Here is a 15,309-nt window from a genome sequence, read left to right on the forward strand (position 1 = left end):
TATTAATTTCTTTTGAACTTGTAGAGATAAACAGCATTATTTTTTCTGTATTTTCGTACTTACGAATGTTTTTCCATTTTATGAATCAATATTTACTTTCATCTCATGTAAAATCTTTTTCTCCAGCCTAGATACTTGAACTTGCGATATCCCAAGTCGATCTGCTACTTCTGATTGTGTCTGATCTTTATAATATCTCAAGTAAACAATTAATCTTTCTCTTTCACTCAACCCCCTAATAGCTTCTTGCAGGGTTAGTTTTTCGAACCATTTTGAATCCTGATCTGATATTTGATCTAGTAGAGTAATTGGATCTCCATCATTTTCAAATACTGTTTCATGAATAGACTGTGGTGATTTTCCAGCTTCTTGAGCGTGAACAACATCTTCAGAAGAAATTTCTAACGCATCTGCAATCTCGTTCACGGTTGGTGATCTGCCTAGTTGTTTTGTTAATTCATCTTTCTTTTTACGGATTCTATTACCTGTCTCTTTAAGAGAACGACTAACTTTGACAGTACCGTCATCTCGAATAAACCGTTGGATTTCACCGATTATCATTGGTACTGCATAAGTTGAAAAGCGTACATCATACGAAAGATCAAACTTATCTATTGATTTTATTAAACCAATACTTCCAATTTGAAATAAATCATCGGGGTCATATCCTCTATTTATAAATCGTTGTACAACGGACCATACGAGACGGATATTTTTTTCTACTAATATATCTCGTGCTGCTTTATCTCCCTTTTGACTTTTGTCGATTAGTCCTTTTACTTCTTCATCCGTCAAGGTCTCGTTTCTGTTATCACCTTTTACGTTAACATTCATAGGCAGAACCTTTCACTATGAACACACCGTTTTGCTTTTCGTAAGCTGCTTAGTCATGTGTACGGTTGTTCCTTTATCAGGTATGGATATGACCTCAACAGTATCCATAAAATTCTCAATAATCGTAAAGCCCATCCCCGATCTTTCTAATTCTGGCTTGGAAGTATAAAGCGGCTGGCGCGCCTCGTCCACATCGCTAATTCCAATTCCCTCGTCCTTTATCGTTAATTCCACTTCACCATCTATTAATGCACAGGTAATATATACTTGATGATGTGCTTCATTATTATAACCATGAATGATGCAGTTTGTGACAGCTTCAGAAACTACAGTTTTTATTTCTGTTAGCTCGTCCATCGTTGGGTCAACCTGACTGACAAAAGCAGCGACGGTAACTCTAGCAAATGATTCATTTTCGCTAATACTAGCAAATTGCACTGCCATTTCATTTTTCATGATGCCACCCCCAAAGTCTCTAATGCAAATGCTTCATTCTCCTCAAGACGAACAATTTTAAATAATCCTGACATTTCAAATAAACGTTTAACCGGCGGAGAAATAGAACATACGACCATTTCTCCACCAAGTTGTAATACTTCCTTATATCTGCCTAACACAACACCTAACCCTGAGCTATCCATAAAAGTCATTGCTTCAAGATTTAATAACACATGCTTTACATCATTTTTGTACATAATCTCTTTCCACTCATTTCGTAATAACTCTGCTTCATGATGATCTAATTCACCAGAGAGTCTGACGATCAAGACATCTTCTTTAATAGCAAATGTTGAACTAAGACCCATAGTCTTTCCTCCTTTTTATACAAAAACTGTATTTATTTCATTTCTTGATTTGATGGGTCGATTCCTGCTACATGACAAAAGAAGAACTTATTCGGTTAAAATAGTATGTTTTATTCATTTTTCGCCATTCTTTGCAAGGTTCTCTTTAACAAAGTAAAGTACGATGCTTCATCTATTGTTTCTTTGATCGTTAAATCTGTTCGAGAGATAATTTCATCTCCATTTTTAACTATTAACTCGCCTACTTTATCCCCTCTAAAAATCGGCAGAGATAATGCATGGTGAACGTTAACTTCGGTTGCTATATCGTCCATTGATTCACCTTTTTTATGAAGTGTACTAATAGATTCGGATGCCACAACATCTGTTATTGTTTTATCAGCCTTCAACAGCTTAAGATCGGTTATTTTATCGCCCTTCTCAAATAATTTATTGGTTTGATAATGATTAAATGCAAAATCCAACATTCCTGAAACAGCAGCGTTCCGTTCTTTTGTTGTTTTTGCCCCCATAACAACGGCAATGACTCGCATTTCCTCTTTTTCAGCTGTAGCCGTCAGACAATACTTCGCTTCATTTGTATAACCAGTTTTTAGGCCATCAACACCTGGATAGAATTTCACTAGTTTATTTGTATTAACAAGCCAAAATTCATTATCCTGCCCCTTACGTAAATAATCTTCATAAATGGATGTATAGTCTGTAATGGATTCATACTTTAATAATTCCTTTGCCATTATTGACATATCATAAGATGTACTATAATGATCCTCGGCAGGTAAACCAGTTGCATTTTGAAATTTCGTGTCCTTTAAATCTAATTCCTTGACCTTATCATTCATCTTTTTGACAAATGCTTTTTCGCTACCAGCAATTCTTTCAGCTAGTGCTACACTAGCATCATTTCCAGATGCTACAGCTACGCCCTTAAGTAAATCCTGCACACTCATTTCTTCTCCTGATTCTAAGAAAATTTGAGAACCTCCCATAGACGCAGCGCGATCACTAACGCGTACCGTTTCATCCAGTTTTAATTTTCCCTCATCCAGAGCCTCCATAATTAAAAGCAATGTCATTATTTTCGTCATACTTGCAGGTGGTAATTTCTCATGTGCATTTTTATCGAATAAAACCTCACCTGTGTCTCTCTCCATTAGAATTGCCGATTTAGTATTCTCTGCAAGCTTTTCCGTGTCAGAACCCGCTTCCTCTGCAAAAACAGGTGAGCTTAGATGAATTAACAACGTGATAACCATACTAACAACCAAAAGACCTCTTTTCATCCTTATACCCTCCAATAAAGTGAATCCTTTTTCAGAAGGAAGTTATCTTATTTTCACTTCTGAAATCATGCGAACAAAGGTAGCAAACGCTAAGTCTTGAACATGAAAAGATCGATGTTCAGAAACCTTTATGCCAAACGTCTATTTACAGATATTCTGTAAACAAACAATTCGTTTTTTACAGGCCGTCCTTTCTCGGTAAGTGTATTGTTAATTCGAGCGTTAGGATCCTGTCTACCTAAAATAAACTATATACATTCAGCATAACCAATTGCAGTTCCCAATATACGTTTATTCATGAGTAAAGATCGTTAAAAATGATCACTGTAACAAGAACAAAAGCGGAAGCGCCCGTCTAGAAGCGTAGCGACTGGAGCGAGTCAATGGAGATAAAAGAATAACGGTGTGCTTGCGAGCCGATGATGACTTAGATTAGGGCGATTCGTGAAGTCGCCTCGTTTCTGAAGGCTGGTGCTGAACGCAGCTCGTCCATATTGATCCACATGCGCTAATTTTATAATTTCCTATACTCAAATAAAATCTCTCTGTTCGTCACATTTACAAACAGAGAGATTACATGTTTAGATCTATTAATTTAGCGGCAAATTATTTTATTTAGTAACTGTGTCATATATTAACGTAGGTGCATCTATTATCTCTTCAGAAATGGTTATGCTTGCATATAGTTTTTCTTTCACTTCATCTACATTTTCAGAATTGGAATGAATGGTTAATAAAGACTCACCAGCTTCAACCTTGTCTCCAATTTTTTTATGCAATACTAGTCCAACAGCAAGGTCAATTTCTGATTCTTTTGTAGCTCTTCCAGCACCTAACATCATTGCTGCAGTACCAATATCATCAGCAATGATTTCGGCAACTGTTCCTCCCTTTTTGGCCGGCAGGTCTACTTTAAAGGAAGCTTGAGGCAGCAAATGTGGCTGATCTACAACTGTTGCATCTCCACCTTGTGAAGATAGAAATGTTTTGAATTGATTTAATGCCTTGCCATTATGCAGATTTTCTTGAAGTTTTGCTCTGGCTTCTTCTAGGGTTTCGGCTTTCTCAGCTAAAACAACCATTTGACTTCCTAATGTTAAACAAAGCTCCGTAAGATCTTTTGGCCCTTTGCCTTGTAATGTGTCAATAGCCTCATTAATTTCTAGTGCATTACCAATTGCATTTCCTAACGGCTGGCTCATGTCAGAAATTACTGCCATCGTATTTCTTCCAACTTTATTTCCAATGGTTACCATTGCTTTTGCTAATGCCTTGGCATCATTTAGTTCTTTCATAAAGGCACCTGCGCCAGTTTTTACATCTAGAACGATGGCATCAGCGCCTGAAGCAATTTTCTTACTCATGATGGAGCTAGCAATTAGTGGTATTGAATTGACTGTTGCAGTAACGTCTCTTAATCCATATAATTTTTTGTCAGCAGGAGTTAAGTTCCCAGATTGGCCCACTACAGCTACCTTGTTTTTATTGACAAGCTCAATAAATTCATCGTTAGTTATTTCTACATGAAATCCAGGAACGGCTTCTAGTTTATCAATTGTTCCACCAGTGTGACCTAAGCCCCTTCCACTCATTTTAGCAACTGGGACGCCTAAAGAGGCCACCAATGGTGCTAAAATTAATGTAGTCGTATCACCAACACCACCAGTTGAATGCTTATCTACTTTAATCCCATCAATTTCAGATAAATCGATTTGATCGCCAGATTCTACCATCGCTTTGGTAATTTGCGCACGTTCATCATCCGTCATATCTTGAAAATAAATAGCCATTAACAATGCACTAGCCTGATAATCTGGAATGTTACCATTGGTATAGCCATCTATAAAATAGTTAATTTCTTCTGTTGTTAAGGCTTGACCATTGCGTTTTTTCTCAATAATGTCATACATTCTCATTTTTTATCACCTTTTAATCATTTTGGGGTAATGTTTCTATTACTTTTTTCACAAATGTTAAGAAGGATTCTCTTACTTGCTCTGTTGTTTCTATTACTTCATGATGCGTTAAAGGCTGATCTAAGATTCCCGCAGCCATGTTAGAAATACAAGAGATTCCTAACACACGAATACCTGCATGTCCAGCTACAGTCACTTCAGGAACCGTAGACATACCGACTGCATCCCCACCTAACGTACGAAGCATACGTACTTCTGCTGGTGTTTCATAAGCTGGGCCAGTATTTCCTACATATACACCTTTTTGTACATGTAATTGAATGTCTTTTGCGCATGCCTCCGCGTGTGCAATTAGCGATTTATCATAGACATTGGACATATCTGGAAAACGGACTCCTAAATGTTCATCATTCTTACCAATGAGCGGACTATCTCCCATATTATTGATATGATCGGAAATTAACATCAAATCACCAGGCTTGAAATCTTCATTTATACCGCCAGCTGCGTTTGTAACAATAATAGATTCAATACCTAGTTCTTTCATTACCCGAACTGGAAAAGTTACTTGTTGCATTGTGTAACCCTCATAATAGTGAAAACGTCCTTGCATGGCAATAACTTGCTTTCCTTTTAATGTTCCCGCAACTAGCTGTCCCTTATGACCAGCAACAGTGGATTCTGGAAAATCAGGAATATCCTTATATGGAATAGTAATTGGGCTTTCTATTTCCTCTGCCAGTACTCCTAGTCCAGAGCCAAGAATCAAACCAATCTCTGGTTTCTTATCTAGCTTCTGCTGCAAAAATTCACTTGCTTCTCGAACTGCGCTATAATTCATTTTATAAATCCCCCTTAGGTTTAATATCCTTTAGAAAGCTTATTCCATACGTAGGCATGTTCACCTCAAAATTATCAGCAATTGTAGCTCCTATATCTGCAAATGTCTGACGTAATGGTAATTCTTTTCCTTCGACAATACCTTTATGATGTACCAACAAAGGAACAAATTCCCGAGTATGGTCCGTACCGTGATGTATAGGGTCATTTCCATGATCAGCTGTAATAATTAATAAATCATCATCCTTCATTTCTGCAAGAACTTCAGGCAGTCTAGCATCGTAGGCCTCCAACGCTTCTCCATAACCTTGAGGATCTCTACGATGACCATATTTTGCATCAAAGTCAACTAAATTTAAGAAGCTAATTCCAGTAAAATCCTTCTTCATTGATGCAACTAACTGTGTCATCCCATCATCGTTATCCTCCGTTCGAATCGCTTCAGTGACTCCCTCACCATCATAAATATCTGAAATCTTCCCTAGAGCAATAACATCATAATTATTTTCTTCTAATTCATTCATGACAGTTTTCCCAAAAGGTTTGAGTGCATAATCATGTCGATTAGAGGTCCTCTCAAACGCCCCTGGTTTCCCAATAAATGGGCGAGCAATCACCCGACCGACCATATACTTCTCATCTAACGTTAGTTCTCTCGCAATTTCGCATATACGATATTGCTCTTCAATGGGAATAACATCCTCATGGGCAGCTATTTGCAATACAGAGTCAGCAGAGGTATATACAATTAAGGAGCCTGTTTCCATATGCTCAGCGCCTAATTCTTTAATGATTTCTGTACCTGAAGCTGGTTTATTACCAATAACTTTCCGCCCAGCCTTTTCCTCTAGCTCTTCAATTAATTCTTCAGGGAATCCTTCAGGGAACGTTCTGAAAGGCTGTTCGATATGCAAGCCCATAATTTCCCAATGACCAGTCATCGTATCTTTTCCGTTGGAGGCTTCCTGCATCTTTGTATAATGTGCTTTCGGTGAATCCGCTTTATCAATTCCTGCAATTGGTCGAATATTGCTTAAACCCAACCTTCCCATATTTGGCATATGTAGACCTTTCATATGCGACGCAATATGGCCAAGTGTATCAGCGCCTTTATCATTAAATTTATCAGCATCAGATGCTTCTCCAATTCCCACTGAGTCCAATACAATTAAAAATACACGCTTGAAATTTTTCATGGTATATCCCTCCTAAATATTATATTCCCACGATAGCCATGAAGTATGTCTATAATTCGTTGTAGGATGTCAGACGACTTAAAAAAATAAAAAGCTATGCTCTTGGATGATAGTTCATATATATATCTTTTAATCTAGCTTTCGTAACATGTGTATAAATTTGGGTTGTAGATATATCAACATGTCCAAGCATTTCTTGAACTAAACGCAAATCTGCACCATTCTCAAGTAAATGAGTTGCAAATGAATGCCTTAATGTATGCGGTGTAATTTTCTTATGAATTCCTGCTTCAAGCGCTGCTTTTTTTAATATTTTCCAAAATCCTTGGCGTGTCAACGGTTTACCGTGCTGATTGACAAATAAAATATTACTATCTCCTTGGCGTTTAATTAACTTACCGCGGGCTTGCTGCAAATAGTTTTCCACTGCCTGGATAGCAACATTACCTAGAGGAACGATCCGTTCCTTCGCTCCTTTTCCAAAGCACTGTACAAACCCCATGGTTAAATGAAGATCAGATATTTTTAAATGGATCATTTCACTTACTCGAAGACCTGTAGCATATAGTAGTTCTAACATTGCTTTATTACGTATATGTAATGCAGTATCTGAAGGTAAACTTAATAATGCTTCTATTTCTTGGATCGATAATACATCTGGAAGCTTTCGTTCCTTCTTAGGTGTTTCAATATGTAAGCTAGCATCATGTGTTACGACTTGCTCCCGAATTAAAAATTGATGAAATGCACGAATAGATGAAATATGACGCGCAATTGTCGCAGAGGATTTCCCATCGTCTTTTAACACATAAAGAAAATTGGTAATATCATTTCTTGTAACTTGTTCCCAGTTAGCTTTGTTTACAGAGGTTTTAATAAAATCTATATATGCTGTTAAGTCACGTCGATAAGAAGTTAATGTATTATCTGATAATCCTCTTTCAATTAATAAATAGTGATAAAAATCCTCTGCAATATCTGAAATCATCTTTTACTCTCCTAGCCGGAAAAATAAGTTCAATCGATCAAAAAAAGTTGGTTCTTCATTAAATACTTTTACTGCTGGTCCCTCTGGTGGATCATATCGATGATATTGTTCATATTCTGCATGCATTATTCGTAAACCAAAATAAAATAAAAATGTACACGCAATAAAGATGACGAACACCTTTACCATATCCCACAGTATTCTTTTCATTTATTGTGCTCCTCTAATCATAATATATCCTATTAAAAGATATGCCAGAAAAGAAGAACAATATACATAATACTATCATTCAAATGGGAAAAAATCTGTAATTACAATGTACCGCTTTTAACTTGGTTTGTAAATTATTTTCTTTTAAATAAAAAAAGGCTGCTAGTAAGTATTGGAAACGCTAACTAGCAAAACTTGCATGGTAACTAGCTAACTAGAAGCGTTCATAGTAACAGCCTGACATTGTTTACAGATGCCATGAAAAGTTAAACGATGGTCTTTTACTTGAAATCCCCATTCATTTTGAACAATTTTCTCCACATCTTCGAGTAAATCATCTTCGATTTCTTCTACTGAACCACATTCCGTACATACCAAATGATGATGAAAATGTTTAGCTCCTTCTTTACGAAGATCATAGCGTGATACACCATCACCAAAATTTATTTTATCCACAATCTTTAGTTCTGATAATAATTCTAATGTACGATATACTGTAGCTAAACCAATTTCTGGAGCTTTTTCCTTAACAAGCAGGTATACATCTTCTGCACTTAAATGATCGTCTTCCCTTTCCAGCAAGACTCTAACAGTCGCTTCTCGTTGAGGAGTAAGCTTATAGCTTTGCGAATGCAGTTGTTTTTTTATCCGATCAATTCGATGTTCCATGACAGGTTCCCTCCCTCATATCCCACCTTTATTATATGCACCGATTAAAAGTGTGTCAAAATAAAATATTATTATTTTATATTTATAATAATTATAGTTTAAGTTTGATTATTAGTAAAATGATCGGATTAACATTTGCATTGCTTCATTGGAAACAAAAGATTCTAGTAAAGCAGCTATACAAGAGAAGGCGACTAGAAATGAAAATAATGTTACATATTTACCAAATGGCTGGAATACAGGTTGTGCCATTTTTCTTGTAAATAATTTACTCAATAAGGTCAATGAGAAAATCATGGATAAACTTCCGGCGGTAATATAAATAGGAATAATTAACATATTTTGTGGTGCAATCGACAGTGCCGCCAATAATAATCCATCAAAACCAAGCTGATTGACAATAAACCCTACAGAAAATCCCACTACAAGCCCTTTAATAAAAATTAACACCCAAACCAATGGCAAGCCAATTACTGAAAGTCCTAATATAAATAATAGTAGCAAATATTTAGTATGGTACAAGAAGCTACTTTTAAAAATATCCATGCGTTCCATTTCTTGATTATCAGCAATTTGTCCAAAAAATCGTTCTAAATAAAAGAATAGATCCTGTTTTTGAATAAAATTCATACTATTAACGAGGATAGCTCCAAATATAATCCCTGTTAGAAATAAAATAACCATAAAAAGATAAATCGTGGCATGTTCTTTTACATGAGTCGTTAGAAGTGTTTTATTTTTGTACATTGGAATCCTCCATTCAATATACTGCTATACTAAAAACTATGAAGAATTCCAATTAAAAATACCAAGTTTTCTATTATCCTACTAGATGAATTTAGGTTAATTTAATCGTACCGTATCTACCTCCACCGCCTTCGATAATCTTTAGCTTGCCTTGACGCATCTGAATAATTGCATGAGCTAAATCGCTTGGAATCACCGAGGTTAATTCCTCGAAAGTTGCGTGATGAATCACTTGCATTTCCGTATCAAACGCAGTTAACAGTTTTTCATACGTTCTCTTTCCCAATTTAGGAAGATACTCTAATGGAGCTTGGTACGTATATGGTGGCCTATCATTAGTAGGAGCACTTATGTCTTTTAATTCTAAGATTCTATCCGACACACCTTTAATAAGTTTGTTCGAAAAACAATGAGGACAGTTTTGAACATTTAACGAAACGACCGAAAAGCATTGATTACACACCGTTTTATGATATTTACCTAGTCGCGGATTCATACCGTAGTTATGGGCAATTTTTCTGTTCTGCTGTTGGTGCAGTGCCAAATACAATTCGTTAAATGAAGGCTCCATCATACATATTATTTGATATTCTCTTGCTATTTTTGCTAAGGAGTGTGCATCAGAGTTAGAAAGAAACGTATAATCATGTAGTTCTTGAATTTGATCTGCCATATGAGTATCCGAACTTAGACCTAATTCTATTCCATCAATCAAATCACGATCAAATACCTCTGATAATGTTTGCTCCACACCTTTCCCATACAAGCTTTTAAATGGCGTAAACACATGAGCTGGAATAAATATTCCTTTTAGCTGCTTTACTTTATATTGCAGCTCTTTTCCTGTACCGTAATACCTCTGAGAACTTAGACCAATGTTCTTCATTCGCTGACGTAGCCATGCAGAAAATTGTTGCATGTATTGCAAGGTTGGAAAATAACAAAGTACATGAATCGGGCCCTGACAAGCTTCATCATAGACTTCGATTTCTGAACCGAGAATTAAAGTAACTTTTTCAAACCGAATGCCTCCATCAACCAATTCATATGCTTTGCCTTCTTCAATTAATTCCATAATCTCCTGTTGTACAGCGGGCGCCTGACAATCTATAACACCTATTAAATCCATACCTTTATTACGACTGGATTCCTCTAACACACTCGTTAGCGTTAAATTTTTTGAAGCGGTAATTTTGACGGGATGATCGTACTTATCTCGGCCAATATGAATGTGTAAATCAGAAAAATACGGCTTAAGCAATTATTTCATCCCCAGTGCATGTAAATATAAGATTGCGTAATTTGTTTTGGCATCATGAATCTCTTCCTGTTCCACTAGTTGCTTTGCTTCTTCAAGTGTTAACTTTCTAATACTAATAAATTCATCTTCATCGCCCGCTATTGGTTGATCAACTAACTCTAACGTATCTGTGATATAAATATACATTCGTTCATTCGCAAACCCTGGCGAAGTATAAAAGGAAGTAACAAAAGAAAGATCTTTCGTTGTGTAGCCTGTCTCTTCTTCTAATTCCCTAATCGCTGTTTCTTCGGGATCTTCTCCAACTTCTAACTTTCCTGCTGGTATCTCAATTAACGATTTTTCTAGTGGCTTACGATATTGTTCAACAAATACAATTTTATTATCCTTCGTTATTGGTATTATTGCCACAGCACCAGGATGATCTATGATTTCACGTTTTGCCGTCTTACCGTCAGGCAATACAACATCATCCACTTTTAAATGTACAACTTTCCCATCATAAATAACTTCCGAACTAATTGTCTTTTCTTCAAATTTCTTCATTACTATCACCCTTCAACCAAATTTCTGTTTCTATTCTAGCATATTTATACTGCGGTCATTTCAATTAATTGTTTTACCAATTACTTCAATTTACAATAAACATATACCATAAACATTGGAATGGAGGCTAGCTAAAATGAAAAAAAATCAGATTGGAAGTTCAGACATATATATTTCTCAACTTACGCTGGGGTGTATGTCACTTGGAAAAGACACTGCTAAAGCAAAAAGCATGATTGATATGGCATTAGAGCATGGAATCAATCATTTAGATACAGCTGATTTATATGATTTTGGAGATAATGAAGAAATTGTTGGATCGGCTATTAAACACAGACGAGAAGATGTAGTGCTTACAACAAAAGTCGGAAATCATTTTAATAGAGAGACGAGAAAATGGTATTGGGACCCTTCGAAAGAACACATCCAACAAGGTGTTAAAGCCAGTCTAAAACGCTTGAATACGGACTATATCGATTTTTATATGCTACATGGTGGGACAATTGACGATCCAATTGATGAAACAATAGAAGCTTTTGAAATACTTAAAAAAGAAGGTTTAATCCGAGCATACGGTATATCTTCTATTCGCCCAAACGTTATTCGAGAATATGTAAAACGCTCTGCAATGGATGGTATAATGATGCAATACAATTTATTGGATCGCCGACCAGAAGAAGAAATACTTGACCTTTTAGATGAAAATAACATTAGCGTTCTAGCTCGTGGTCCATTAGCAAAAGGAATATTAAGTAATCAAGCAGCGAAGCAAATCGCCGCTAAAGGAGAAACAGGATATTTAGATTATTCCTATAAAGAATTACAATCTATAAATGACGAGCTAACCAAACTTAGCTCTAATAAAAATGAGCTATCTTTCCGCTATATACTAAAGCATCCGGCTGTTGCTAGTGTAGTTTTCGGAGCTAGCTCAATTGATCAATTAAAAGAAAATATCAACGGCGACTTTAACAAAGAATTACAGGATGATACGTATCATAACCTAAAAAAAATCACTAAACCAGTTACTTATCAAGCACATAGATAAGAGGTTTCCTTGGTTCGTGTTAGCAAATAGAGTTAAAAACACTCGTACTAGTTACGTAGACGTGTCCACCCACCTGTCATCTGTTAGGATTCATGGACCCATTGGATGTCTTCCTTTCGATAGGGAGCCTCACCATTTCAAATAAAGTGAAACTTCAATCTGTAGGGTCTTACTGCTTGTTGTATGTGGATCAATAGAAACAAAAGCGCAAGCACCTGAATAGAAACGTAGCGACTGGAGCGAGTCAACGGAGATAAAGGAATTCACGGTGTGCTGGCGAGCCGATGATGACTTAGATTAGGGCGGTCGCCTTCCTGGGCGCTGGAGCTGGAATCGGCTCAACACGCCCATAATTATCCGTATGGGCAAACTCTATAATTTCTTAGAGTATGATAAAAGAAGCTGAGACAAAAGAATGAAGAAATAATTGAAAACGAACGATAATTAGGTTTAACTTAATTATCGTTCGTTTATTGATCAGAACAATTCATTTAGCACCTGAAATAAGCGAGACTCTGGCGGGAACTGCACGAGTCTGAAGATTCACGTGGTAACGTGTTTTTCTTTACCAAGTTAGCTGAGGCCTTGCCCGCGGAAAACGATTATAGTTTCACGGTGCGGCGATGATAACATGATTATTCGTATTTTGAGTAAAGAAGTTGTGTTTTGTCCCAACCTCTTTCTTTATCTAAAATTCCTTTGTATCGACCTTTGAAAAGGTGAATAAAGCTTTCCTTTATTTAATAATGTCCTCTGGGGAAATAAACAGATTAAGAATTCCTTCAGGACTCGATAGACGAAACATTCCTTTGTTATAATCTAACCTCATCTTTTTCGCAAAAAATATGGCTTGTTGGTTTTCAACATATACCGTAAAATCTTTGTTTTTTATTTGTTGATAGTTGGTTTTCTGTTGATCTGTAAAGCGTAACGTCGGAATTCCGTTCACACCACAGCCACAGCCTTCTATATCATACCAAAATAACAAATAAGGATCGTGTTGCTTCTCTAACTCTGCTAATTTGTCTTTTGCTTTTTGCGATATATTAAGCTCAATTTCATTGTTCTTCATCTTTACGTCAACCCTCAATTATTTTTTGGCAAACTGCTTTTTTAATACTCGTTCCATAGGTCCAGGAAGCACCTGATATAATCTGCTTCCTGCATCCATCCACCATGGTAAATTGATTTCTCGTTTCTTTACAAACAAATAACGAATGATTTTTTGTGCCACCTGATCTGGATCAAGCATATATTTTTGAACGTTCTTTTGATAGGTTCCATCTGGATCTGCAGAAAGAAAAAAATTAGTTTGAACAGGTCCTAAATTTACGGCAGTTACTTCTATTTTACTATCCGTTAATTCTTGTCGAAGCCCATTAGTAAAACCCAATACTGCATGCTTGGTTGCACTATAGATCGCTGCCTTTGGCGTAGCAAGCTTTCCAGCTTGTGAAGCGATATTAATGATGTGTGCTTCTCCTTCAAGTGTAGCAAAATAAGGAAGTATCTGCTTCGTTATTTGGATTAGCGCATGAACATTTAATTGAAACATTCGCTCAATATCTTCTTCATTCATGTGCATGACATCTTCAAAAATTCCTATTCCCGCATTATTTATTAGACCTTGGATTTTTTGATGTTCAGTTAAGATATTGGCTATCACTTGTGTACGGTCTTTACGATGCCCTAAGTCCACCTTATAAACATAGCATTCTACAGAAAATTGTTTCTCTATCTGCTCCTTGATCTTTTCTAATTTATTTATAGAACGAGCCAATATAATTGGTATACCACCATTTTTCGCAATGTGCCATGTTAGCCTCTCTCCAATGCCACTTGAAGCTCCAGTAATGATAATCTTTTTACCTGATATCTTAGTTTGCATAATAAATAAGCTTTCCATCCTCCGTTTTTTTAGTAATACGTCCCTCGTTCTCTAAATAATCTAATTGGCCAATTGTTTCAGACATCGTGAGATCGATTTGATTTTTGAATTGCCTTGGAAATATTTGTGTGCATAATTGAAACGGTGTTTGCGGCTGAGTTATTAATAAATCAAAGACCTTATCTGCTCTTTCCTGCTGTTTTTTTAGTCTGTTTTCGATTAAGCTCTTAGGTTTTTGTACCACCTGACCATGTCCTGGTAACACACAGTCCACTCGCAAATCAATACATTTTTGTAAATTACGGCGATATTGAAGCATAGGCTTTGGTCTAAATTCGATCGACTCGCCCGGTGATGGTGGTTCCATAAGTGGATTAGAAGAAATATGCTCTAATATATGATCTCCCCCAACTAGTAGCCGATCGGTTTTACGTAAAAAAGAAAGATGACTTTGCGCATGACCTTTCGTATCAATCACTTGCCAACCTGGATGACCAGGAAGTTCATCTCCTTCATCTATAAAACGGGTTAGTTCACCTTTTCCTACATAATTTAATGGCGCACTCAATTTATTTAAATACGGAAGAAATGTTTCTGGTATGCCAGAAAGCGAAAAATACTTCTCAAAAAATTGCTTATAATGCTGAAGATATAATTCATCACGTTGGATCCATGGATCCACATTAGCATGTGCAATTATACGCTCTGCTCTGGGAAACTGATCAATTAATCCTATATGATCAGGATGATGGTGCGTTAAAATCACTTGTTCAATGTCTTTTGGAAAATAACCCATTCGCTTTAGTTGTTCTTTGAGTGTCTCCCAAGCTTCCTTTGTCTTTACACCTGCATCTATGATAGAAAGCAAATCGCCTTTTAACAGATAGATATGAACATCACCTACTGCAAAAGGGGTGGGTACCGTTATTTGACTAATCGTTTTATCCATTACTTTCATACTTACATTCCTCCAAAATGAATGATCATTCATTTTTAATCTATTTTACCTTGTCACACCCACATTGTCGATTAATTACTATCATTTTGGATAAACTCTTTCGGTACCTCGACGGATTG

Annotated in this window: 17 protein-coding genes; 1 reads left to right on the plus strand and 16 read right to left on the minus strand. The window is 36.4% G+C overall.

The genetic code is table 11. The features are described from left to right. Positions 1-78: 78 nt before the first annotated feature. From sigF to RVS70_RS04445, 13 genes are all read right to left on the minus strand, one after another. A complete protein-coding gene (gene sigF, locus RVS70_RS04385; RefSeq protein ID WP_026681065.1) occupies positions 79-834 on the minus strand; it encodes an RNA polymerase sporulation sigma factor SigF in 756 nt (251 codons plus the stop codon). Between the two features lie 15 nt (positions 835-849). Then, positions 850-1,290 carry an anti-sigma F factor gene (gene spoIIAB, locus RVS70_RS04390; protein ID WP_026681066.1) on the minus strand — a complete coding sequence of 147 codons (441 nt, stop codon included), beginning with the start codon at positions 1,288-1,290 and terminating at the stop codon, positions 850-852. Further along, positions 1,287-1,640, minus strand: a complete 354-nt coding sequence (gene spoIIAA / locus RVS70_RS04395; protein ID WP_026681067.1) for an anti-sigma F factor antagonist — start codon at positions 1,638-1,640, stop codon at positions 1,287-1,289. The genes spoIIAB and spoIIAA overlap by 4 nt, the downstream gene beginning before the upstream one ends. 110 nt (positions 1,641-1,750) lie before the next feature. Continuing rightward, a complete protein-coding gene (locus RVS70_RS04400) occupies positions 1,751-2,923 on the minus strand; it encodes a D-alanyl-D-alanine carboxypeptidase family protein (RefSeq protein WP_121605077.1) in 1,173 nt (390 codons plus the stop codon). 611 nt (positions 2,924-3,534) lie between these two features. Continuing rightward, a complete protein-coding gene (locus RVS70_RS04405) occupies positions 3,535-4,839 on the minus strand; it encodes a pyrimidine-nucleoside phosphorylase (protein WP_026681069.1) in 1,305 nt (434 codons plus the stop codon). A gap of 13 nt (positions 4,840-4,852) precedes the next feature. After that, a complete protein-coding gene (locus tag RVS70_RS04410; RefSeq protein WP_026681070.1) occupies positions 4,853-5,680 on the minus strand; it encodes a purine-nucleoside phosphorylase in 828 nt (275 codons plus the stop codon). 1 nt (position 5,681) lies between these two features. Beyond that, a complete protein-coding gene (deoB, locus tag RVS70_RS04415; RefSeq protein WP_321132556.1) occupies positions 5,682-6,875 on the minus strand; it encodes a phosphopentomutase in 1,194 nt (397 codons plus the stop codon). A 94-nt stretch (positions 6,876-6,969) separates the two neighbouring features. After that, positions 6,970-7,863 (minus strand): site-specific tyrosine recombinase XerD, encoded by an 894-nt coding sequence (xerD, locus tag RVS70_RS04420; protein ID WP_026681072.1) that lies wholly within the window; start codon positions 7,861-7,863, stop codon positions 6,970-6,972. A gap of 3 nt (positions 7,864-7,866) precedes the next feature. Further along, positions 7,867-8,073 (minus strand): YqzK family protein, encoded by a 207-nt coding sequence (locus RVS70_RS04425; protein WP_026681073.1) that lies wholly within the window; start codon positions 8,071-8,073, stop codon positions 7,867-7,869. A gap of 210 nt (positions 8,074-8,283) precedes the next feature. Then, positions 8,284-8,742 (minus strand): Fur family transcriptional regulator, encoded by a 459-nt coding sequence (locus RVS70_RS04430; protein ID WP_026681074.1) that lies wholly within the window; start codon positions 8,740-8,742, stop codon positions 8,284-8,286. A gap of 111 nt (positions 8,743-8,853) precedes the next feature. Continuing rightward, positions 8,854-9,489, minus strand: a complete 636-nt coding sequence (gene spoIIM, locus RVS70_RS04435; protein WP_026681075.1) for a stage II sporulation protein M — start codon at positions 9,487-9,489, stop codon at positions 8,854-8,856. A 91-nt stretch (positions 9,490-9,580) separates the two neighbouring features. Next, entirely contained in the window at positions 9,581-10,750 is a 1,170-nt protein-coding gene (locus RVS70_RS04440; protein WP_121605075.1) for an endonuclease Q family protein, read from the minus strand. Further along, positions 10,751-11,296 carry an NUDIX hydrolase gene (locus RVS70_RS04445; protein ID WP_026681077.1) on the minus strand — a complete coding sequence of 182 codons (546 nt, stop codon included), beginning with the start codon at positions 11,294-11,296 and terminating at the stop codon, positions 10,751-10,753. Positions 11,297-11,432: 136 nt separating this feature from the next. Between RVS70_RS04445 and RVS70_RS04450 the strand changes: the two genes are divergently transcribed. After that, entirely contained in the window at positions 11,433-12,344 is a 912-nt protein-coding gene (locus tag RVS70_RS04450; RefSeq protein ID WP_121605074.1) for an aldo/keto reductase, read from the plus strand. 736 nt (positions 12,345-13,080) lie between these two features. Here the strand turns inward: RVS70_RS04450 and RVS70_RS04455 are convergent. The 3 genes from RVS70_RS04455 to RVS70_RS04465 are packed head-to-tail and all read right to left on the minus strand — an operon-like array spanning position 13,081 to position 15,190. After that, on the minus strand, positions 13,081-13,416 hold the full coding sequence (locus RVS70_RS04455; RefSeq protein ID WP_226983510.1) for an iron-sulfur cluster biosynthesis family protein: 336 nt from the start codon (positions 13,414-13,416) through the stop codon (positions 13,081-13,083). 18 nt (positions 13,417-13,434) lie between these two features. Further along, positions 13,435-14,232, minus strand: coding sequence for an SDR family NAD(P)-dependent oxidoreductase (locus RVS70_RS04460; protein WP_121605890.1), 798 nt, complete (start codon positions 14,230-14,232; stop codon positions 13,435-13,437). Then, entirely contained in the window at positions 14,222-15,190 is a 969-nt protein-coding gene (locus RVS70_RS04465) for an MBL fold metallo-hydrolase (protein WP_026681081.1), read from the minus strand. The genes RVS70_RS04460 and RVS70_RS04465 overlap by 11 nt, the downstream gene beginning before the upstream one ends. Positions 15,191-15,309: the final 119 nt, after the last annotated feature.

It is taken from the genome of Virgibacillus sp. M23, from assembly GCF_034190895.1.
Taxonomy (GTDB): domain Bacteria; phylum Bacillota; class Bacilli; order Bacillales; family Amphibacillaceae; genus Virgibacillus; species Virgibacillus salarius.